The sequence below is a fragment of the Rhizobium sp. SG2393 genome, from assembly GCF_042610495.1.
In the GTDB taxonomy this organism is placed as follows: Bacteria; Pseudomonadota; Alphaproteobacteria; order Rhizobiales; family Rhizobiaceae; genus RU20A.
Genome location: NZ_JBHGAP010000001.1, coordinates 976,866 through 998,353, shown reverse-complemented (window position 1 = coordinate 998,353; position 21,488 = coordinate 976,866). Strand labels below are relative to the sequence as shown.

The 21,488-nt window shown below is 64.6% G+C and carries 18 protein-coding genes and 1 pseudogene; 16 read left to right on the top strand and 3 right to left on the bottom strand.

The window, feature by feature from the left end; all coding sequences use genetic code 11:
• Positions 1-2: 2 nt before the first annotated feature.
• On the top strand, positions 3-3,773 hold the full coding sequence (gene cobN / locus ACED18_RS04740) for a cobaltochelatase subunit CobN (RefSeq protein WP_377289486.1): 3,771 nt from the start codon (positions 3-5) through the stop codon (positions 3,771-3,773).
• Positions 3,774-3,795: 22 nt separating this feature from the next.
• On the top strand, positions 3,796-4,443 hold the full coding sequence (gene cobO / locus ACED18_RS04735; protein ID WP_377289484.1) for a cob(I)yrinic acid a,c-diamide adenosyltransferase: 648 nt from the start codon (positions 3,796-3,798) through the stop codon (positions 4,441-4,443).
• Here the strand turns inward: cobO and ACED18_RS04730 are convergent.
• A complete protein-coding gene (locus ACED18_RS04730; protein WP_377289482.1) occupies positions 4,440-5,225 on the bottom strand; it encodes a TSUP family transporter in 786 nt (261 codons plus the stop codon). The two genes, cobO and ACED18_RS04730, sit on opposite strands and share 4 nt — an antisense overlap.
• 546 nt (positions 5,226-5,771) lie before the next feature.
• Here ACED18_RS04730 and ACED18_RS04725 point away from each other — a divergent pair.
• The 5 genes and pseudogenes from ACED18_RS04725 to ACED18_RS04705 form a co-directional block, all read left to right on the top strand.
• A pseudogene (locus ACED18_RS04725) lies at positions 5,772-6,263 on the top strand (cobalamin biosynthesis protein); the annotation flags it as partial.
• Between the two features lie 128 nt (positions 6,264-6,391).
• Positions 6,392-7,249, top strand: coding sequence for a uroporphyrinogen-III C-methyltransferase (gene cobA, locus ACED18_RS04720; protein ID WP_377289480.1), 858 nt, complete (start codon positions 6,392-6,394; stop codon positions 7,247-7,249).
• Positions 7,246-8,559: a cobyrinate a,c-diamide synthase gene (locus ACED18_RS04715; RefSeq protein ID WP_377289478.1), complete on the top strand. Its 1,314-nt coding sequence runs from the start codon at positions 7,246-7,248 to the stop codon at positions 8,557-8,559. Before cobA ends, ACED18_RS04715 begins: the two co-directional genes overlap by 4 nt.
• The gene (gene cbiB, locus ACED18_RS04710; protein WP_377289476.1) at positions 8,556-9,536 is read left to right on the top strand and encodes an adenosylcobinamide-phosphate synthase CbiB; all 981 of its coding nucleotides are present in this window, start codon (positions 8,556-8,558) and stop codon (positions 9,534-9,536) included. Before ACED18_RS04715 ends, cbiB begins: the two co-directional genes overlap by 4 nt.
• A gap of 308 nt (positions 9,537-9,844) precedes the next feature.
• Positions 9,845-10,273, top strand: a complete 429-nt coding sequence (locus tag ACED18_RS04705) for a L,D-transpeptidase (RefSeq protein WP_377289474.1) — start codon at positions 9,845-9,847, stop codon at positions 10,271-10,273.
• Positions 10,274-10,294: 21 nt separating this feature from the next.
• On the opposite strand, the gene ACED18_RS04700 is transcribed toward ACED18_RS04705, so the two are convergent.
• The gene (locus ACED18_RS04700; protein ID WP_377291035.1) at positions 10,295-11,020 is read right to left on the bottom strand and encodes a Crp/Fnr family transcriptional regulator; all 726 of its coding nucleotides are present in this window, start codon (positions 11,018-11,020) and stop codon (positions 10,295-10,297) included.
• A gap of 217 nt (positions 11,021-11,237) precedes the next feature.
• Here ACED18_RS04700 and hemN point away from each other — a divergent pair, with 217 nt between their 5' ends.
• From hemN to ACED18_RS04660, 8 genes are all read left to right on the top strand, one after another.
• Positions 11,238-12,584, top strand: coding sequence for an oxygen-independent coproporphyrinogen III oxidase (gene hemN, locus ACED18_RS04695; RefSeq protein WP_377289472.1), 1,347 nt, complete (start codon positions 11,238-11,240; stop codon positions 12,582-12,584).
• Positions 12,585-12,680: 96 nt separating this feature from the next.
• A complete protein-coding gene (locus tag ACED18_RS04690; protein ID WP_046797252.1) occupies positions 12,681-12,959 on the top strand; it encodes an acyl carrier protein in 279 nt (92 codons plus the stop codon).
• Positions 12,960-13,117: 158 nt separating this feature from the next.
• Positions 13,118-13,603 carry a 3-hydroxyacyl-ACP dehydratase FabZ family protein gene (locus ACED18_RS04685; RefSeq protein ID WP_377289469.1) on the top strand — a complete coding sequence of 162 codons (486 nt, stop codon included), beginning with the start codon at positions 13,118-13,120 and terminating at the stop codon, positions 13,601-13,603.
• Positions 13,604-13,606: 3 nt separating this feature from the next.
• Positions 13,607-14,815 (top strand): beta-ketoacyl-ACP synthase, encoded by a 1,209-nt coding sequence (locus tag ACED18_RS04680; protein ID WP_377289467.1) that lies wholly within the window; start codon positions 13,607-13,609, stop codon positions 14,813-14,815.
• Between the two features lie 6 nt (positions 14,816-14,821).
• On the top strand, positions 14,822-16,105 hold the full coding sequence (locus ACED18_RS04675; RefSeq protein ID WP_377289465.1) for a beta-ketoacyl-ACP synthase: 1,284 nt from the start codon (positions 14,822-14,824) through the stop codon (positions 16,103-16,105).
• Positions 16,106-16,147: 42 nt separating this feature from the next.
• Entirely contained in the window at positions 16,148-17,176 is a 1,029-nt protein-coding gene (locus ACED18_RS04670) for a zinc-binding dehydrogenase (RefSeq protein ID WP_377289463.1), read from the top strand.
• An 11-nt stretch (positions 17,177-17,187) separates the two neighbouring features.
• Positions 17,188-18,114, top strand: a complete 927-nt coding sequence (locus ACED18_RS04665) for a lipid A biosynthesis lauroyl acyltransferase (RefSeq protein ID WP_377289461.1) — start codon at positions 17,188-17,190, stop codon at positions 18,112-18,114.
• A 259-nt stretch (positions 18,115-18,373) separates the two neighbouring features.
• A complete protein-coding gene (locus ACED18_RS04660) occupies positions 18,374-19,081 on the top strand; it encodes a PAS domain-containing protein (RefSeq protein ID WP_377289458.1) in 708 nt (235 codons plus the stop codon).
• A 54-nt stretch (positions 19,082-19,135) separates the two neighbouring features.
• Here the strand turns inward: ACED18_RS04660 and ACED18_RS04655 are convergent, their stop codons facing one another.
• Positions 19,136-19,666 carry a hemerythrin domain-containing protein gene (locus ACED18_RS04655; RefSeq protein WP_377289456.1) on the bottom strand — a complete coding sequence of 177 codons (531 nt, stop codon included), beginning with the start codon at positions 19,664-19,666 and terminating at the stop codon, positions 19,136-19,138.
• A gap of 200 nt (positions 19,667-19,866) precedes the next feature.
• On the opposite strand from ACED18_RS04655, the gene ccoN reads away from it, so the two are divergent.
• The gene (gene ccoN / locus ACED18_RS04650) at positions 19,867-21,486 is read left to right on the top strand and encodes a cytochrome-c oxidase, cbb3-type subunit I (protein WP_377289454.1); all 1,620 of its coding nucleotides are present in this window, start codon (positions 19,867-19,869) and stop codon (positions 21,484-21,486) included.
• The last annotated feature ends 2 nt before the right edge of the window (positions 21,487-21,488 follow it).

Sequence of the window (21,488 nt, the reverse complement as noted above, 5' to 3'; positions counted from 1 at the left end):
CGATGCATCTGCTGCTGGCGCAAAAGGGAACGATCAGTGACGGGGACGAGGCGATCGACCTTGGCCAGTCTCCGGCCGACATCCTGTTCCTGTCGGCAGCGGATACGGAGCTTTCCGTGGTCGCTGCCGCGCACCGCCAGTGGCGGGCCGCGCGGCCGGATGTGCCGCGCTTGCGCGTCGCCAGCCTTGGCATGCTCAAGCATCCGATGTCGGTCGATACCTATGTGGAGCGCACGGCGCGGCATGCGAAGCTGATCGTCATCCGCCCGCTCGGCGGCGCCAGCTATTTCCACTATGTGCTGGAAGCGCTGCATGCGGCGGCGGTGACGCACGGGTTCCAGATCGCCGCGCTGCCCGGCTGCGACAAGCCCGATCCCGGCCTCGATGTCTTCTCGACCGTGAGTGCCGAGGCGCGGGCCCAGCTCTGGGCCTATTTCACCGAAGGCGGCATCGACAATGCCGTCGGCATGCTCGCCGCCTGCGAGGCGCTGATGGCGGGCGAGCCGCTGCCGGCGCCGGCGCGGCCGCTGATGAAGGCGGGCATCTGGTGGCCGGGGACTGGCCTCGTCGGCACGGATGAATGGGCGGCGCTCGACGCCTCCCTGTCGCGGCCCGCAGATGCGCCGCTCGCGGCGATCTGCTTTTACCGCGCGCTGGTGCAGAGCGGCGAAACGGCGCCGGTTGAAGCTCTGGTGACGGCGCTTGCGGCCGAGGGACTGCGGGTGCTGCCTGTCTTTGTCTCCAGCCTCAAGGATGCGGTATCCGTGGCGACTCTCGACGCAATCTTCGAGCGCCATGCGCCGGATGTCGTGATCAACGCGACCGGCTTTGCCGTCTCCGCGCCCGGCGCGGACCGCGTGCCGACCGTGCTGGAGGCGCGCGGCGCGCCGGTCCTTCAGGCGGTGCTGTCCGGCTCCACCCGCGAGGCCTGGACCACGTCAGCGCAGGGGCTGATGGCGCGCGATCTCGCCATGAATGTCGCCCTGCCGGAGGTGGACGGGCGCGTGCTGACGCGGGCGATCTCATTCAAGGCGGCGGCTGTCCACGATCCCGATGTCGAGGCCAATATTGTCGGCCACCAGCCGGAGCCGGGCCGCATTGCCTTCGTGGCATCGCAGGCGGCCGGCTGGGCGCGGCTGAGGCACCGCCGGCCGGCGGAGCGGCGGGTGGCGATCATCCTTGCCAATTATCCCAATCGCGACGGGCGGCTCGGCAATGGTGTGGGGCTCGATACGCCGGCCGGCATCGTCGAGGTGCTGCGGGCGATGGCGACGGAAGGCTATGATGTCGGCGAGCTGCCGCTGGACGGCGAGGCACTGATTGCCCATCTCATGGCCGGGCCAACGAACGCCGCCCATGACGGGCGCGAGATTCGCGAGAGGCTTTCGCTGAAGGATTACAAGGCCTTCTTCGAAAGCCTTCCTCTTCAGAATCAGTTTCAGGTTCGCGAGCGCTGGGGTGCGCCGGAGGCCGATCCCTTCTTCACGGAAGGCGGTTTCGCACTGTCCCTGTCGCGCTTCGGCAAGGCGATGATCGGCATCCAGCCGGCGCGCGGCTATGCGGTTGATCACAAGGAGAGCTACCATTCGCCGGATCTCGTGCCGCCGCATGGCTATCTCGCCTTCTATGCGTTCCTGCGCCGCTCCTTTGCGGCCGACGCGATCATCCACATGGGCAAGCACGGCAATCTGGAATGGCTGCCGGGCAAGGCGCTGGCACTGTCTGAGGCCTGCTGGCCGGAAGCGCTGCTCGGCCCCGTGCCGCATCTCTATCCCTTCATCGTCAACGATCCCGGCGAGGGTACGCAGGCCAAGCGCCGCACCAGCGCTGTCATCATCGATCACCTGACGCCGCCCCTGACGCGGGCGGAGAGCTATGGGCCGCTGAAGAACCTCGAAGCGCTGGTGGACGAGTATTACGAGGCAGCCGGCGGCGATCCGCGCCGGCTGCGGCTGCTGTCCAAGCAGATCCTCGACCTCGTGCGCGACATCGGGCTCGACCGTGACGTGGGCATCGACGATCGCGACCCCGAGGACAAGGCGCTCGAAAAGCTCGACGCCTATCTGTGCGATCTCAAGGAATTACAGATCCGCGACGGGCTGCATGTCTTCGGCGTGGCGCCGGAGGGGCGGCTTCTGACCGACCTCACGGTCGCGCTCGCCCGCGTGCCGCGCGGTCTTGGCGAGGGCGGCGACGAGAGCCTGCAACGGGCCATCGCGGCCGATGCCTTCGGGTCTGCGGGGGCCGGGTTCGATCCGCTGGATTGCGTGACGTCTGACGCCTGGGCCGGCCCGCGTCCGGCTTTGCTCGCCGATGTCTCGGACGCGCCGTGGCGAAGCAATGGCGACACGGTGGAGCGGATCGAGCTTCTCGCGGCGCAGTTCGTTTCCGGTGCCGTTCCGTGTCCGGATGATTGGCCTGCGACGCGCGCCGTGTTGTCCGAGATCGAAGCGGCCATCCGCCCTTCCATCGAGGCCTGCGGACGCGCGGAGATCGCGGCGCTGCTCACCGGTCTCGACGGCCGTTTCGTGGCGCCCGGCCCCTCCGGTGCGCCGACGCGCGGGCGGCCGGACGTACTGCCGACGGGGCGCAATTTCTTCTCCGTCGATAGCCGCGCCGTACCGACGCCGGCTGCCTGGGAGCTGGGGCGCAAGTCTGCGGAACTGCTCATCCGCCGCTATCTTCAGGATCACGGCGACTGGCCGACCTCTATCGGCCTCAGCGCCTGGGGCACGGCCAATATGCGCAGCGGCGGTGACGACATCGCGCAGGCCATGGCGCTGATCGGGGCGAAACCCGTCTGGGACATGGGCTCGCGCCGCGTGACCGGCTACGAGATCATCCCACTCGCGCTGCTCGGCCGGCCGCGCGTCGATGTGACACTGCGCGTCTCCGGCTTCTTCCGCGACGCCTTCCCGGAGCAGATCGCGCTTTTCGACCGCGCGATCGGGGCCATTGGCGGCTTAGACGAGGATGACGAGGACAACCGGATTGCGGCGCGCATGCGGGCCGAGACCGCGCGGCTCGTCGCGGCTGGCATGGCGGCGCCGGATGCGGCACGGCGGGCCTCCTACCGCGTCTTCGGCGCCAAGCCGGGCGCCTATGGCACCGGGCTGCAGGCGCTGGTCGATGCTAAGGGCTGGAGCGAGCGGGCCGATTTCGGCGAAGCCTATCTCGACTGGGGCTCCTATGCTTACGGTGCCAACGAGGAGGGCGCGGAGGCCCGCGGCTTGCTGGAAGCGCGCCTCGAAAGCGTGCAGGCCGTGGTGCAGAACCAGGACAATCGCGAGCACGACCTGCTCGACAGTGACGATTACTACCAGTTCGAGGGCGGCATGAGTGCGGCCGTCGAGAAGTTGTCCGGCGCGCGGCCGACGCTCTACCACAACGACCATTCGCGGCCCGAAAAGCCCGTCATCCGGACGCTCGAGGAAGAGGTGGGGCGCATCGTGCGCGGCCGCGTCGTCAATCCGAAGTGGATCGCCGGCGTGATGCGCCACGGCTACAAGGGCGCCTTCGAGATGTCGGCGACGGTGGACTACATGTTCGCCTTCGCCGCCACGACGGGCGCCGTGCAGTCCCACCATTTCGAAGCGGTCTATCAGGCCTTTCTCGTCGATGATGCCGTGCGCGGCTTCCTGGAAGCGCGCAATGCGTCTGCGCTGCGCGACATTCGCGACCGCCTGACCGAGGCGATGGACCGGGGCTACTGGACCCCGCGCTCCAATTCGGCGCGTTTCGACCTCGACAATCTGGCCGTTGCGGCCGAGTGACATGCATTCCGGGAGTGAAGAGATGAGCGAAGAGATCAACGAGAGCGGCGAAGGCGTCGAAAAGGTGGAGGACGGCGCGCGCCATGCCATGAAGATGGCGAAGAAGAAGGTCGCGCGCGAGAAGATCATGGCGACCAAGACGGACGAGAAGGGGCTCATCATCGTCCACACCGGCAAGGGCAAGGGCAAGTCCACGGCCGGTTTCGGGATGATCTTCCGCCATATCGCCCATGGCAAGCCGTCGGCCGTCGTGCAATTCATCAAGGGCGCCTGGCAGACGGGCGAGCGCGACCTGATCGAGGCGCATTTTTCCGATCTCTGCCAGTTCTACACGCTCGGCGAAGGCTTCACCTGGGAGACGCAGGATCGGGCGCGCGACGTCGCGATGGCGGAGAAGGCCTGGGAGAAGGCCAAGGAACTCATCCGCGACGAGCGCAACTCGATGGTGCTGCTCGACGAGATCAACATTGCGCTGCGCTACGACTATATCACCGTGGCCGAAGTGGTGCGGTTCCTGGCCGAGGAAAAGCCGCCCATGACCCATGTCGTGCTGACGGGCCGTAACGCCAAGGAGGAACTGATCGAGATCGCCGATCTCGTCACCGAGATGGAACTCGTCAAGCACCCGTTCCGCTCGGGCATCAAGGCGCAGATCGGCGTCGAATATTAAAACCCGGCCCATTGCCTGAGCGGATTGGCGGGATCGGCGAGAAGCCGGATGGCGAGTGCGATGGAGGACAGCACCAGCAGAGGCTTGATCATGCGCGCGCCGATCCGCATGGCGAGGCGGGAGCCCACCTGCGCGCCAAGAAACTGGCCGACTCCCATGACGATGCCGACCTTCCACAGCACGACGCCGGCCAGTGAGAAGACCGCGAAGGCGCCGATGTTGGAGCCGAAGTTGAGGAGCTTCGTGTGGGCTGTCGCCTTCAGGATGCCGAAGCCGGCGAGCGTCACGAAGCCGAGCATGAAGAAGGAACCGGTGCCGGGGCCGAAGACGCCGTCATAAAAGCCGATCAGCGGCACCAGTGTCAGCGAAAAGGCGAAGGGGGAGATGCGCCGCGCCCTGTCCTCGTCGCCGATGCGGGGCTTCAGGCCGAAATAGAGGGCGATGGCGATGAGCAGCAGCGGCAGCGCGGCCCTGAGCAGGTCGCCGGGCACCTGCGTGGCCAGCAGGGCGCCGATGACGGATCCGGCGGCCGAGATCGCCGCCATCGGCAACTGTTCGCGCAGGTTCACATGGCCGCGCCGGGCATAGGCGAGGCTTGCGGAGCCAGAGCCGAAGAGCGATTGCAGCTTGTTGGTGCCGAGCGCCTCCAGCGGCGGGATGCCTGCGATCAGCATCGCGGGAAGCGTGATCATGCCGCCGCCGCCGGCGATCGAATCGATGAAGCCGGCAATGAAGGCGGCAATGAACAGGAAGACGAGCAGGTGGACGGCGAGGTCATGCACGGCGGGGGCACTTTCATGCTGGTGGAAGCGTGGCGGAGATCCGCACCAGACGCCGACTCTTCGGTCGCATGGTCGCGGGCGTCACACACGGCGCCGCGCGGCCGGATAGTCGTCGCGGCGCGGGCGCTGTCTGCTTCTTGCAGGTTCGCGGCCAAATGGCAAAGCCGGGTCGCGACATTTCACGTCCGGCCGACATCCGTGGCGCGGGCGCGGTGGCCGATGGCGCAAACGCGTTTGACCGTCTCCCGGCCGTGGTCTAGAACTGTGACACTGAGACGACGGCGTCCGCAATGCGACGGACACGCCGGCCTCCGGGATTGCGTCGACCCAGACCGGGGACGCCCAGGGAGCCGTCGGGAAACATGTTGTGCAAGGCAAGGCTTGTCTGCCTGGCCGGGTATGGGTGGCGCTGCGGTTCGCTCGGGTCCGAGGGAGGCCTTCATGTCCGCACATCCTGCCACGTTTTCCATGCCCTCCCGTTGCTCGTCCCCCCGTTCCTCGTCGTGCCTTTCCCCGTCGTCCGGGCACTTGGCCCACGCTCTTGCCGTGCTCCCGCCTGCGCCCGACGCCGTTCGCGACTGTCTCGTTCTCGGCCTTGGTTGCGAATGCGGCACGTCGGCGGGCGAACTGATCGCGCTTGCTGAGGACGTTCTTGCCGGAGAGGTTCTGGCTGAAGAGGTTCTGGCTGAAGAGGTTTGGGCCGGGCAGCGACCGGACGGGCAGGGCGTGCCGCTGCCGGGCCGGGCCGTCCTTTTGTCGGCAATCGCGACCATCGACGGGCGGGTGGCTGAGCCGGCCATGCATGCCACGGCCGCGCATTTCGGCGTGCCGCTGCTGGTCTTCGGCGCTGCCCGCCTTGAATGCGAGACGCCGCGTCTCGCGACACCTTCGGAGGTGGTCTTCCGTCTTGTCGGCTGCCACGGGGTGGCGGAATCGGCCGCGCTCGCCGCTGCCGGTCCCGATGGCGCCCTCGTGGTCGCCAAGCGGAAATCGGCCCGCGCGACGGCGGCCCTTGCGCGGATACCGGCCGATAAATCTCCGTCGGGCTTTTCCGGATTTGTCGAATCGAAACAGGTGCCTGAGCGGGCTTTTTCGTGTGATGATTCCGCATCTTCATGTTTTGATTCAGGATTTTCCGGGATCTGCGTTGCCGCGAGGCCCGGATCGTGAGCGCGGGCATCTTTGACGGGCTGCCGGCCTTGGAAAAGGGTCATGTCTGGCTGGTGGGCGCCGGGCCGGGTGATCCGGGTCTCCTGACGCTGCTGGCCGTCCACGCGCTTCGGGAGGCGGACGTGATCGTCCATGATGCGCTGGTCGATCCGGCTTGCCTCAGCCATGCGCGGGCCGGAGCCCGGCTCGAATTTGCGGGAAAGCGCGGCGGCAAGCCCTCGCCCAAACAGCGTGACATTTCGCTTCGCCTCGTGGAACTGGCGCGGGCCGGCCACCGTGTGCTGCGGCTGAAGGGCGGCGATCCCTTCGTGTTCGGGCGCGGCGGCGAGGAGGCGCTGACGCTGGTCGAGAACGGTGTGCCCTTCCGCATCGTGCCGGGCATTACGGCCGGTATCGGCGGGCTTGCCTATGCCGGCATTCCTGTCACGCATCGCGAGGTGAACCATGCCGTCACCTTCCTCACCGGCCATGATTCCTCCGGCGTCGTGCCCGACAGGATCGCCTGGGATGCGATCGCCAGGGGATCGCCCGTCATCGTCATGTACATGGCGATGAAACATATCGGCCAGATCACCGGGCAACTGATGGCGGCCGGTCGGTCGCCTGACGAGCCGGTCGCCTTTGTCTGCAATGCCGCGACCCGCGCGCAGCAGGTGCTGGAGACCACGCTGTCGCGCGCCGAGGCCGATGTGCGGGCATCCGGGCTGGAGCCGCCGGCGATCGTCGTGATCGGCGAGGTGGTGCGGCTGCGTGGCGGGCTCGACTGGCTCGGCGCCCTGACCACCGGCCGTGTTCTGGACGCGGGCGTCGATGGCGGCCGTGGCCGGCGTGATGTAGCCGGAGATGCGGCATGACGGGCATCCTGATTGCCGCGCCGTCTTCGGGCAGCGGCAAGACGACGGTGACGCTCGGGCTGATGCGGGCGCTGCGCAATCGGGGCATCCGGCTGTCTCCGGGCAAGGCCGGTCCCGACTACATCGATCCCGCCTTCCACACGCTGGCCAGCGGCGAGACCTGTTTCAACTACGACCCCTGGGCCATGCGGCCCGAGCTGATGCGCTGGCGCGCCGACGCCGCGGTCGCAGACGGGCGCCTGCTGCTCATCGAGGCGATGATGGGGCTGCATGACGCCTCGTCGGACGATTACGGCTCGCCGGCAGACCTTGCCGCGCTGCTTGAACTTTCCGTCGTGCTGGTGGTGGATTGCGGGCGCATGGCGCAGTCGGTCGCGGCGCTGGTGCGCGGCTATCGCGACCATCGCAGCGATGTGACGATCTCGGGCGTCATCCTCAACAAGGTCGGCAGCGACCGGCACGAGGGCATGCTGCGCGGTGCGATCGAGCGGATCGGCATGCCGGTGCTGGGGGTGATCCGGCAGGATGCGGGCCTGAAGCTTCCCGAGCGGCATCTCGGCCTCGTGCAGGCGGGCGAACTGACCGATATCGAGGCCTTTACCGAGGGCGTGGCCGGCGTTGTGGCTGCCGGCATCGACCTCGACGGGCTGATCGCGCTGGGGACGCGCGGCACGCCAGCGGATCTCTCAGCGGTCAGGGCGGTGGCGGGCATTCGTCCGCCCGGGCAGCGGATCGCGGTGGCGCGCGACGTCGCCTTTGCCTTCTCCTATCCGCATCTTCTGGAGGCCTGGCGGCGGGCAGGGGCGGATATCTCCTGGTTTTCGCCGCTTGCCGACGAGGGGCCGGCGGCGGATGCGGACGCGGTCTATCTGCCCGGCGGCTATCCCGAGCTGCATGCCGGCCGGCTTTCGGCCGCGGCCCGGTTTCGCGCCGGCATGGAAGCGGCGCGCGCCCGCGGCGCGCTCGTCTATGGCGAGTGCGGCGGCTACATGACATTGGGCGAGGGCATTGTCGCGGCCGATGGCACACGGCATGCCATGCTCGGTTTCCTGCCGCTGGAAACGAGCTTCGAGAAGCGCCGCCGCCATCTCGGCTACCGGCGTATCCAGCCGATCGGCGGCGCGCCTGATTTTCTGGGCGGGCCCCATCGGGCGCATGAGTTCCACTATGCGAGCATCCTATCCGAAGGGGCGGCGGAGCGGCTGTTTTCGGCCGTGGATGCGCGCGGGCAGGCGCTCGGCGGCGTGGGCTTGCGCCTCGGCCGCGTTTGCGGTTCCTTCATGCATCTCATCGACCGGGAGCCGGCATGACGCATCATTTCTTTCTTCTGGCCGGCGCGCTCCTGCTCGACCGCGTGGTTGGTGATCCCGACTGGCTGTGGCGGCGATATCCGCATCCGGTCGTGCTGTTCGGCAAGGCGATCTCCTTTGCAGATCAGAAGCTCAACATCGAAACGGAACGATTCGAACAGCGGCGCTTCAAGGGTGTCGTGGCGATCGCGTTGCTCGTGGGATTGAGCCTGGCGGTCGGCTGGATCCTGCACGCAGCCTTCCGGCATTTCGGATTGATCGGCCATTTGCTGGAAATTGTCGTGGTGGCCGTGCTTCTGGCGCAGAAGAGCCTCGCCGAGCATGTGTTGAGGGTTGCCATCGGCCTGCGCGAGGGCGGTATCGAAGGCGGACGCCAGGCGGTGTCGATGATCGTGGGGCGCGATCCGAAGGCGCTCGACCAGTCCGGCATCTGCCGTGGCGCGATCGAAAGCCTTGCCGAAAATTTCTCCGACGGCATCGTGGCGCCGGCCTTCTGGTATGCGGTGCTCGGCCTGCCGGGCATTGTCGCCTACAAGATGATCAACACGGCCGATTCCATGATCGGTCACAAGAGCCCGCGTCATCTCGCCTTCGGCTGGGGTGCTGCGCGGCTCGATGATCTCGTCAACTGGCCGGCCTCGCGGCTTTCGGCGCTTTTCGTGTCGCTTGGCGCCGGCCTGCGCTTCGGGCCGGCGGCGATCCGGCGCGGGCTTGGCGGGGCGCTGCGCGATGCCGGCATGCACCGCTCGCCCAATGCCGGCTGGCCGGAGGCCGCACTTGCCTGGACGCTCAACGTGCAGATTGCGGGTCCGCGCTCCTATGGCGGCGTGGTCGTTGCCGAGCCGATGATCAACGGGGCGGGGCGTGCGGCGTTGACCGCTGTCGACATCGAGGACGCCGTGTCGGTCTTCCTCCTGGCCTGTTCTGTTCTCCTGGCCGCCACAGTCGCTGCAGGCGTAATCTTCAGCCTCGTCTAGGCGTATCCTGACATTGTCCCAAAAGTGGATGCTCTGCCGTGTTCGAAGATATTCGCGGCGATCAGCATCACGCACTGCATCCATTGTGGGACGAAGTTCTGCCAACCTGTGACAAAACAGGGACTTGCCGCAGTGTTGCATTGCCGGTCTTACAAATGCTCCGCAATGCTTACCCATCAAGGTTAACAGCCGGTTTTTTCCTTCGCCTGTTCCCTTCGTTACTGCTTAATGTTGCCTCAGGGAAATACAGGTATATCCTTCTTCAACGGGACGGCCCTTATGGGCCTTGGTGGGTAAGAGGGGCTAAGATGAAAAAACTGTATGCGGGGGCGCTTGCCCTCATTCTTGCTGTGTCCGGCGTCAGCACTGCTTCCGCAGCCAATGTCGTCGCCAATATCAGCCTGTCCAGCCAGACGATGACGGTGACCGAAAACGGTGTGGTCAAGTATCGCTGGAAGGTCTCGACGGCGCGCAAGGGCTATGTGACGCCGCAGGGCGCCTGGAAGGCGAAGTGGCTGTCGCGCAACCACCGTTCGCGCAAGTACGACAATGCGCCGATGCCTTATGCCGTGTTCTTCAATGGCGGCTATGCCGTTCACGCCACCTTTGATCTCAAGCGCCTTGGCCGCCCGGCCTCGCATGGCTGCGTGCGTCTTCATCCGGATAATGCTGCGACCTTCTTCTCGCTCGCCCAGCAGGCCGGCCTCAGCAACACACGCATCGTCGTCAGCAACTGATCCGGCAGTCGTAGCCGGATCTCAGTCCATGCCGGCGTAGCGGGCGAGGCGGTCCATATCGGGCACGTGGACTTCGCGGTTGTGCTCGACGGCGATGACACCGTCCTTGCGCAGCTTGGTGATCTGGCGGCTGACGGTTTCGATCGTCAGGCCGAGATAGTCTGCAATGTCGGCACGCGACAGCGGCAGATCGAACCGGCTGACGTCGCTGGTCTCAGGATCGATATGCGTGGCAATCAGGTGCAGGAAGCTTGCGACCTTTTCCTGCGCCGTCTTGCGGCCGAGGGTGAGCATCCAGTCGCGCGCCTCGTCCAGTTCCTTCAGGGCCTGTTCGTGCAGCCGGTGTTCAAGTTCCGGCGACTGTTCCACAAGACGTTCGATGACGCTGCGCGGGAAGGCGCAGATCTGGGTGTCTGTCGCGGCTTCGACGGAATGGGCGCTTTCCGTGCTGAAGGGACGGCCCATGAAGTCGGGGGCGAATTGCAGGCCGACAATCTGCTGGCGTCCGTCGGCCAGCATCTTGCTGAGCTTCACCACGCCGCGAATGATGTTGGCGTAACCCGGCGCGCGTTCGCCCTGACCGAAGACTTCTGTACCTGCATCGAGATCCCGGCGCTTTGACTGGCGCGAGAGCTCGGTCAGTTGTGACGGGTCCAGTGCCCCGCAGACACCGCCGTGGCGTGCCTCGCAGGACAGGCAGACGACCGGGATACCCGAAGTGTGTACATCCTCACGCTGTTGGTCGATCGCTCGCACATGCATCATCCTGCATCCCCCGCCACTATTGCCATTATCCAGCCCGATGAACATTCATCAATAGTTCGATCGGAGGATTTACGCGGCTGCGAAACAATGCCTCGCAGTGATTTGCACATTATCAAGTTTGCCTGAACGGGGACTTGATCGAAATCAAGGCGCGGAAAATAACCTCGCGATTTATCTCTCTGATCAAAGGGAGATGCCGATGTCCGAGAGCCTTGCCGCACGATTAGCCGCCCCGGTGCCACGTTACACGAGCTACCCGTCCGCACCGCATTTTTCCGGCGCGGTCGATGCGGACACCTACGGAGATTGGCTTGCACAGTTGAATCCGGGCAGCAGCCTCTCGCTTTACCTCCACATTCCCTATTGCGATCGTCTGTGCTGGTTCTGCGCTTGCCACACAAAGCAGACGCAGCGCTACGAACCGGTCACCGCCTATCTGCAGGGCTTGTTCCAGGAAATCGCGCTTGTCGGCACGCGCGTTCCGGCCGGCGTGACGGTGACCGACATCCATCTCGGCGGCGGTTCGCCGACCATGCTGCAGCCGCAGGACATGATCGCACTGAAAGAGCGGCTTGCAGACGCCTTCCGGCTTGCGCCCGATTGCCGCATCAGTGTCGAGATGGACCCGAACGATCTGGATGAGGCGCGCCACGATGCGCTCGCCGCCATCGGGCTTACCCGCGCCAGCCTCGGCATCCAGGATTTCGAGCCGCAGGTGCAGGCTGCCATCAACCGGCACCAGACGTTCGAGCAGACACGGGATGCGATCGATGCGTCGCGGTCACGGGGTGTGTCCTCGGTCAATTGCGACGTGCTCTACGGTCTGCCGCATCAGACGCTGGCCTCGCTGGAGCGCACGGTGGAGCGCATTCTGTCGCTTCGCCCCGACCGGATAGCGCTTTTCGGCTATGCCCATGTGCCGTGGATGAAGAAGCACCAGACGATGATCCCGGAGGCCGCGCTGCCGTCTACCACCGAACGCTTCCGGCAGATGCAGCACGCCGGTCAGATGCTGACGGCAGCGGGCTACCAGCCGATCGGCATCGACCACTTCGCGCTGCCGGATGACAGTCTGGCGGTCGCCGCGCGGGAAGGGCGGCTGAAACGGAATTTTCAGGGTTACACGGATGATGCCGCCGATGCGCTGATCGGGCTCGGCGCCTCCTCCATCGGGCAATTGCCGCAAGGCTATGTGCAGAACCAGCCGGCGACGGGGGAATATCTGCGACAGGTTGCGACGGGCGCCCTACCGGTGGTGCGCGGCTATGCGCTCAGCGCCGATGACCGGCTGCGGGCGCATGTGATCGAGCGGCTGATGTGCGACTTCTCCGTCGATCTTTCCGATCTTTCGACCCGCTTTACCGATGGCGCGACGATGGCGGACGAGATGCGGCAGACCGTGCTGATGGATGATGACGGACTGACCGTGATGGAGGGCGACATCTTCCGGCTGACGGCGGCGGGGCGTCCTTACGCGCGCACGGTCGCAGCGCGTTTCGATGCCTATCTTTCGAATGGCAAGGGGCGCCATTCGATCGCGGTGTGACGCGGAGGCCCCTCAAAACTTCATCGGGCCCATTGGCTTTTGGCCGGCATTTACCTATAGCTTCGCCAAATTCCAGAACCGAAGAGGTATCCAATCGTGACTGCAACGTTCGACAAGGTCGCCGATATCATCGCCGAGACGAGCGAAATCGACCGCGAGACCATCACGCCCGAAAGCCATACGATCGACGACCTCGGTATCGACAGCCTCGACTTCCTCGACATCGTCTTCGCGATCGACAAGGAATTTGGCATCAAGATCCCGCTCGAGCAGTGGACGCAGGAAGTCAACGAAGGCAAGGTTTCGACCGAGGAATACTTCGTTCTGAAGAACCTCTGCGCCAAGATTGACGAGCTGCGCGCCGCCAAGGCCTGAGCCTCGTTCGTTTACAGCGACACACATCCGATGCCGCCGTCGCGCCTCAAGCGCTTGACAGGCGGCATCGGCGTTTTTACTTCACCCGCAGTTCCGCGGCACCGTTTCACCGGGCGTCGCATCAAAAGACGCTCCGTCTTCAGTCAGGTCCGGCCGCGATGCTCCTCGAATATTTCCAGATGATCGACCGCGTCGACAGCATCGACCTTGCTGCCGGCAGGCTCCATGCGACCGCCGTCGTGCCGGAGAAGAGCCCGGTTTTCGAGGGGCATTTCCCCGGCTATCCGCTGGTTCCCGGCGTGCTTCTGATCGAGACAATGGCGCAGGCCTCGGGTTTCCTGGTGCTTGCCAAGACCGATCTTTCTGCCATGCCCTTCCTGATGTCGGTCGATGGCGCGAAGATGCGCAGCTTCGTCGAGCCGAACGCTGTGCTCGATATCGAGGCGCTGCTGGAGCATGACGGCTCCGGCTATGCCGTGACAAAGGCGCGCATCACGTCTGCGGGCAAGAAGGTCTGCGATGCGCAGCTGAAACTGAAGACCGTGCCCTTTTCGCAATTGCCGATCGGCGATGTCGTGAAGCGCCGGGCCGAAGAGGTCGGCCTGATCGCCGCGATCGCCGCCAATGGCCAGCCGGAGACCTGACCCATGAGCGCAGCCAACGACGTCGTCATCACCGGTGTCGGGATCGTCACCTCGCTCGGTGTGGGGGCGGAAGCGCATGCCGCGCTTCTGTCGTCGGCGAGCGCGCCCGCCGTCCATGTCGAGGCCGAAAAGTTCGCGCCCTATCCCGTGCATCCGCTGCCGGCCATCGACTGGTCGCAACAGATACCCAAGAAGGGCGACCAGCGGCAGATGGAAAACTGGCAGCGCCTCGGCGTCTTCTCTGCCGGCCTGGCGCTCCAGGATGCCGGCCTCAAGGAGGATCTGGCCGCCTGCGGCAGCATGGACATGATCGTTGCGGCCGGCGGGGGCGAGCGCGATATCGCCGTCGATTCGATGATCGTGGACGAAGCGCTGAAGCGAAACGACCGCGAGCAGTTGCTGAACGAGAAGCTGACGACCGAGCTTCGCCCGACACTGTTCCTTGCGCAGCTTTCCAACCTCCTGGCCGGCAATATCTCGATCGTCCACAAGGTCACCGGCTCCTCGCGCACCTTCATGGGCGAGGAAGCCGCCGGCATTTCCGCCATCGAGACGGCTTACGCCCGCATCAAGGCCGGCCAGTCCACCCACACGCTGGTGGGCGGGGCCTTCTCGGCCGAGCGTCTCGACATGATCCTCCTCATCGAGGCGATCCAGGGGCATGCGCTCGGAGCCTGGGCACCGATCTGGTCGCGCAGCCGCGAGGAGAACGGCGGCGGCATGATCCTCGGTTCCGTCGGCGCCTTTCTGGTGCTTGAATCGCGGGCGCATGCCGAGGCGCGCGGCGCACGCATCCACGCGACGATCGATGCGGTGGGTGGCGATCGCGGCAATCGCGAGGAGGGGCGCTTCGAAAAGCGTCTCGACTGCCTCACCGCGCCTGCCGGCACACCGTCGGCCGAGACATCGATGATCTATAGCGGTACGACCGGGTTTCCGGAACTGGCTGGCCGCGAGCGCGACTTCCTGCGCCAGCGCTTTCCCGGTCTGCCGATGCGGGCCTATGGTGGTCTGGTGGGCCACGGGCTGGAGGCGCATTTTCCGCTCGGGCTTGCGCTTGCCGCACTTTCTCTTTCGAACGGCGCGCCGGCACCGGCTTTCGATCCCTCGGAGAAGCCGGCCTCGGGCCGTCTCGAGACGGCGATTGTCACCACGGTCGGCCATGCCCGCGGCGAAGGTGTCGCCGTCCTTTCCGCGCCGCAACGGGGATAACACGCGATGAGCACGAAGTTCACCGATCATCAGGGACGCCCGATCGTCGCCGTCACCGGCATGGGCGTGATCACCTCGCTGGGGCAGGGGCTTGCCGATAACTGGGCGGCGCTGACCGGCGGCGTTTCCGGCATCCACCGGATAACGCGGTTCCCCACCGATGGTCTTTCCACCCGCATCTGCGGTACGGTCGATTTCATTGATCTACCGGCGGAAAATGCCGTCGAGCGCTCCTATGCCATGGCGCGCGAGACGACCATTGAGGCGCTGGCGCAGGCGGGACTGTCCGGTGATTTTGGTGGCCCGCTGTTTCTCGCGGCGCCGCCCATCGAGCCGGAATGGGAGGCACGCTTTGCGCTTGCCGACCGGTCCAAACCCTCGGAGAAGCCCGGGGACGCCTATAACCGTTTCCTCGCGGCGTTGCGCGAGCGGCCCGATCCCGTGTTCCACGAGGCGGTCCTGTTCGGCGCCATCTCTGAGCGGCTGGCCGATCGCTTCGGCACGCGGGGTCTCCCGGTGACGCTGTCGACCGCCTGTGCGTCCGGTGCAACCGCCATCCAGCTCGGCGTCGAGGCGATCCGCCAAGGACGGGCGGAGCGGGCGCTGACGGTCGCGACCGATGGTTCCGTGAGCGCCGAAGCGCTGATCCGCTTTTCGCTGCTCTCGGCGCTCTCCACCCAGAACGACCCGCCGGAAAAGGCCTCCAAGCCCTTCACCAAGGATCGCGACGGCTTCGTGATCGCGGAAGGGGCAGCGACGCTCGTTCTCGAATCGCTGGAATCGGCGCTGGCGCGCGGCGCGACAGTGCTCGGCATCCTGAAAGGCTGCGGCGAGAAGGCCGACAGTTTCCACCGCACGCGCTCCTCGCCGGATGGCGGCCCCGCGATCGCGACGATCCGCGCGGCGCTGGAGGATGCCGGCATCAACGAGGATGCGATCGGCTATATCAACGCCCACGGCACCTCGACGCCTGAAAACGACAAGATGGAATATGGGGCGATGCTCTCGGTCTTCGGCGAACAGCTTAAGGCGATTCCCGTCTCCTCCAACAAGTCGATGATCGGCCATACGCTGACGGCGGCCGGAGCGGTCGAGGCGGTGTTCTCGCTGCAGACCATGCTGACCGGCACGCTGCCGCCGACGATCAACTACCAGAACCCGGACCCGGCCATCGAACTCGATGTCGTGCCGAATGTGAAGCGCGAAGCGAGCGTTTCGGCCGTGCTGTCGAACTCCTTCGGCTTCGGCGGCCAGAATGCCAGCCTCGTCATGACGCGCGAGCCGGCCTGAAGCGGCCAGCCGAGACCGGACGACTGAAACAAGGACAAGACCATGCGCGCATTGCAGCTCATCGACGACCGCAAGCTTGAAATCACCGACCTGCCGGAGCCGGATGCGCCGGGTCCGGGCGAGGTGACGCTGCGGGTCAAGGCCGTGGCGCTGAACCACATCGACGTGTGGGGCTGGCGCGGCATGGCCTTTGCCAAGCGCAAGATGCCGCTCGTGATCGGCGCGGAAGCCTCCGGCGTGGTGGACCAGATCGGTCCGGGCGTTGCCAACGTTCTTCCCGGCCAGCTCGTTTCCATCTACGGCGCGCGCACCTGCGGCCTTTGCCGTGCGTGCCGCGAGGGTCGCGACAATCTATGCGAACATGTGGGCGGGGTGCACGGCTTTCACCTCGACGGCTTCGCGCAGGAGAAGGTGAACCTGCCGGCACGCCTGCTCGTTCCCGCCCCGCCCGGCGTGGACGCCGTGGCGGCCGCACTGGCGCCGGTGACCTTCGGCACGGTCGAGCACATGCTTTTTGACAATGCCAGGCTCGAGCCCGGCGAGACCATTCTCGTGCATGCCGGCGGTTCCGGCATCGGCACGGCGGCGATCCAGCTTGCCAAGAAGATCGGCTGCACCGTCATCACGACCGTCGGCTCGGATGACAAGATCGAGAAGGCCAGGGCGCTCGGTGCCGACCACGTCATCAACTACCGCACCGATCGCTTCGAAGGCGTGGTGCGCAAGTTGACGAAGAAAAAGGGCGTCGACGTCGTCTTCGAACATGTCGGCAAGGATACTTGGGCGGGGTCCATGCTCGTGATGAAGCGCGGTGGGCGTCTGGTGACCTGCGGCTCGACCTCGGGCGTCTCCACCGAGATGAACCTGATGATGCTGTTCCAGCAGCAACTGAAGCTCTTCGGCTCCTTCGGCTGCCGCATGGAGAACATGGCGAATGCCATGCAGAAGATGGCGCGCGGCCTCGTGCATCCCGTTATCGATACGGAAGTGACCTTCTCGGATATCGACCGGGCTCTGGAGCGCATGGAGGGTCGGCAGGTGTTTGGCAAGATCGTGCTGAGGCTCGACTGACGCCGATGAGGATGCTGATCACCCGGCTGGTGCTGTCGGCGGAGCATGCCCGCCAGTGGTTCAACGCCCAGGTGGCGTTTCTTCCACTTACCGTGATGAAGCTCTTTCCGGCCGATCCGGCGATCCGGTTTGCCGATCGATTCGCGCGCTGGCTCGGCCCGAAACTCACGTCGCGCCACAGGCTGACGTTCACCAATCTGCGCAATGCCTATCCGGAGAAGTCCGAGGCCGAGCTGGAGGCGATCGCGCTCGAAAGCTGGGGCAATATCGGCCGGATGGCTGCGGAGTATGTTTTTCTCGACACGCTTTTCGACTTCGACCCGGACAGGGCGACGCCGGGCCGGATCGAAGTGTCGGGTATAGAGAGCTTTCTCGATCTGCGCGCCAATCCGCGACCTTTCATCGTGTTTACCGCGCATTCGGGGAATTTCGAGCTGTTGCCGGTCGCCGCATCGGCCTTTGGGCTGGACGTGACCGTGCTCTTTCGCCCACCGAACAATCCCTATATCGCAAAGAAGATTTTCGATTTTCGGAAGAAGCGCATGGGCCGGCTGGTTCCTTCCCATGCGGGATCTTCTTTCACTCTGGCGCGTCAGCTGGAGAAGGGCGGAGGGGTCGGCGTTCTTGTTGATCAGAAGTTCCACAAGGGCGTGAAGACGAAATTCTTCGGGCGCGATGTGCAGACAAATCCATTGCTTGCCAAGCTGGTGCGCCAGTTCGAGTGCGACGTTTTTCCGGCTCGCTGCATACGTCTTCCCAACAATCGCTACAGGTTGGAACTGGAGCCGGCAATTGCCATTCCTCGCAAGCCCGATGGCCGCGTGGATGTAAATGCGACGGCGCAGGTACTGAACGACAAGGTCGAAAGCTGGGTGCGTGAATATCCCGGCCAGTGGCTTTGGTATCACGACCGGTGGAACATCAAGCGCTCTCTGTGAGTGCGACAGAATTTACGTCGTTCGACACAGGTACCGATAACTTACGAATTTGTTTTTTGCCGATAGCCGATTATACTGACGACCTGACCTCGGATTTCGATTACAGATTGCAAATTCGAATCAGGCTCGGAAAGATGGTGGGGCTTCGAAGGCAGAGTCCGAAGACTGCCGCCACCTGTTGCCGACCAGCAGCATCTTGATATTCTTGGCGGTTCCTGTTTTTGGACCTGCAGCCGCGGTTTCTGTTTGGGGGGAGCGCTTGAGGGATCTCGTTGATCGTTTCTGGCTGAAGCACGCACAGCTACAGCAGGCCATCGAATCATCCAACGATGCACTGGTCGATAGCCTTGATCGTGAGCTGGATGACCTGCTGCACGCCATTCACGAGATCGAAGCAGATGGCTTCGACGATGCAAGAATCCAGTTCGAGTTCTTTACCGCGCTCACTAAGGTCGAGGCGCAGGATTTCGCCTGTGTGACGCGCAACAGTGAACTCCTATCGCAGCTCGCGGACCGCTACTTCGATGAGGATGCGATTTCGAGGGGACGCTACGGGATGCGGCTGCCGGAAATTTTCCAGCCGAACCCGCTGTCGCAGGAAACCTATCTCAACGAGGCCATCCTCGATGCCATGCCTGACCGGATCGCTGTCGTCACGACCGATTACCGGTATCTCTACTCCAACCCTGCCAATGCCGCATATCTTGATCAGCGCCCGATGGACCTGATCGGACGTCACATCGTGGAGTTCGTGGGTATCCAGCGTTTCGAGTTGCGGGTGAAGGAAAAGCTTGATGCCTGCTTTGCAGGCGAGACGGTCGATTACACCTTCACCAAGACGAGCGGGAACCGCACGGTTGTGGTGCGATGCAGGATGACGCCGTGCTACGCAGGTCCCGGCAAGCTGATCGGCGCCATCCTTATCCTGCAAGAGACTGCCGACCGCCGTCGTTCGATCGCCGCCTGAGGCGGTCGAGTTCAGCTTCCCAATGCGGTTCGTCGGACGACGGGGCGCAGGGTCTCAGGACTGAGAGTTTGCCAGTCCGCGTGTTGCCCCGATCAAGTGCTCGCGTTCGAAGGCGATATGGCGCCGCACAGTGGTGAAGAATCCGCGCAGCATGTATCCGATCGTTTCGGGATGAACGCGGGGATCGCCAGCTGCAAGCCTGTGCAATGCGTCGGACAGCTCGTCGGCGAAACCCTCATCCTCACAATGCTCGAATTGCAGGCGACGCAGCGTGTCGGCGAGGTTCGGCGCGCCGGGAAAGCGGGCTGAGATCGCCGGAAATACAGTTGTTTCCTCGAAACGATGGGCCTGTCGGACGATCTGGGCGATCGCTTTGGCCGCATAGAGGCAGCGCTGCCGGTTGATCTCGGCAGGAAGGCTGTCGGCGATTGCCTCCAGCTGGTCGCAGACCGCCAGCTTTTCGCGATGGATGTCCTCCAGCCTCAGCAGGCTCTCGGCGAAACCTTCGCTGCTCTCTGGCAGGTGTGTACGGACGGCGGCATCAGGTTCGCGTGACGCCCCGTGCGGCGTGTTGAAGCTTGCCACGGCATATCCTCCGCTCCAGCCGCGGGTGCGGCAAATGGCCCAATCTCAGGTGTTCATTGTCTGCCACCGAGGTCCTTCAGGCCTTGATCTGGATCAAGGTCGCTTCCCCCCCGATCTGACAAGTCTCACCCAGCCGAAGAGGGGAGCCGCATCAAGGCGGCAAGCCCGGGCAATCCGCGAAATCAGTTGGGGGACCAACGATGAAATACAGTACCGAAACCGCCTTCGTGGGCATCGGCGCGTTCCTGGCATTGCTGGGCGCCGGGTTTGCGCAGGACTCGCTTTTCCAGGCCCATATGTGGGTCCTGTTCTTCACGCTGCTGGTCGCGACGGTCCTCCTGTTGCGCCGCATCAGCTTTGCGCCGGCTGCGGCCAGCGCCGGCAACCGCACGGAATATTTCGATACGGTGGTCAAGTATGGCGTCATCGCCACCACCTTCTGGGGCGTGGTCGGCTTTCTGGTCGGCGTCGTCGTGGCGCTGCAGCTCGCCTATCCCGATCTCAACATCGAGCCGTTCTTCAATTTCGGCCGCATGCGCCCGCTGCACACCTCGGCGGTCATCTTCGCCTTCGGTGGCAATGCTCTCATCGCAACCTCCTTCTACGTTGTGCAGCGCACCTCCCGCGCCCGCCTCTTCGGCGGCGACACGCTCGGCTGGTTCGTGTTCTGGGGCTACCAGCTCTTCATCGTCATGGCCGCCACGGGCTATCTGCTCGGCATCACGCAGGGGCGCGAATATGCGGAGCCGGAATGGTATGTTGACCTGTGGCTGACGGTTGTCTGGGTCGCCTATCTCCTCGCCTTTCTCGGCACGATCATCCTGCGCAAGGAGCCGCATATTTATGTGGCCAACTGGTTCTACCTCGCCTTCATCGTGACGATCGCCATGCTGCACATCGTCAACAATCTGGCGGTGCCGGTCTCTTTCCTCGGCGTGAAGAGCTATTCGGTCTTCTCCGGCGTGCAGGATGCGCTGACCCAGTGGTGGTACGGGCACAATGCCGTGGGCTTCTTCCTGACGGCCGGCTTCCTCGGCATGATGTACTACTTCATCCCCAAGCAGGCCAACCGCCCGGTCTATTCCTACCGCCTGTCGATCATCCACTTCTGGGCGCTGATCTTCATGTATATCTGGGCCGGTCCGCACCATCTGCACTATACGGCCCTGCCGGACTGGGCGCAGACGCTCGGCATGGTGTTTTCGATCATGCTGTGGATGCCCTCCTGGGGCGGCATGATCAACGGCCTGATGACGCTTTCGGGCGCCTGGGACAAGATCCGTACCGACCCGATCATCCGCATGATGGTCATGGCCGTCGCCTTCTACGGCATGTCGACCTTCGAGGGGCCGATGATGTCGATCAAGGCGGTCAACTCGCTCAGCCACTATACGGACTGGACCATCGGCCACGTGCATTCCGGTGCGCTCGGCTGGGTCGGCATGATCACCTTCGGCGCGGTCTACTACCTCACGCCGAAACTGTGGAACCGCCAGCGCCTCTACAGCCTGCGTCTCGTCAACTGGCACTTCTGGCTCGCCACGCTCGGCATCGTCGTCTACGCCGCCGTCATGTGGGTGGCCGGTATCCAGCAGGGCCTGATGTGGCGCGAATATGATGACCAGGGCTTCCTCGTCTACTCCTTCGCGGAATCGGTGGCGGCGCTGCATCCCTACTACGTGCTGCGTGCGGTGGGCGGCGCCATGTATCTCGCCGGCGGGCTGATCATGGCCTGGAACATCCTGATGACCATCCTCGGCCACGAACGGCAGGAAGCCCCCATTCCGGGCGCCCAGCCTGTCCTTCAGCCGGCAGAATAGGA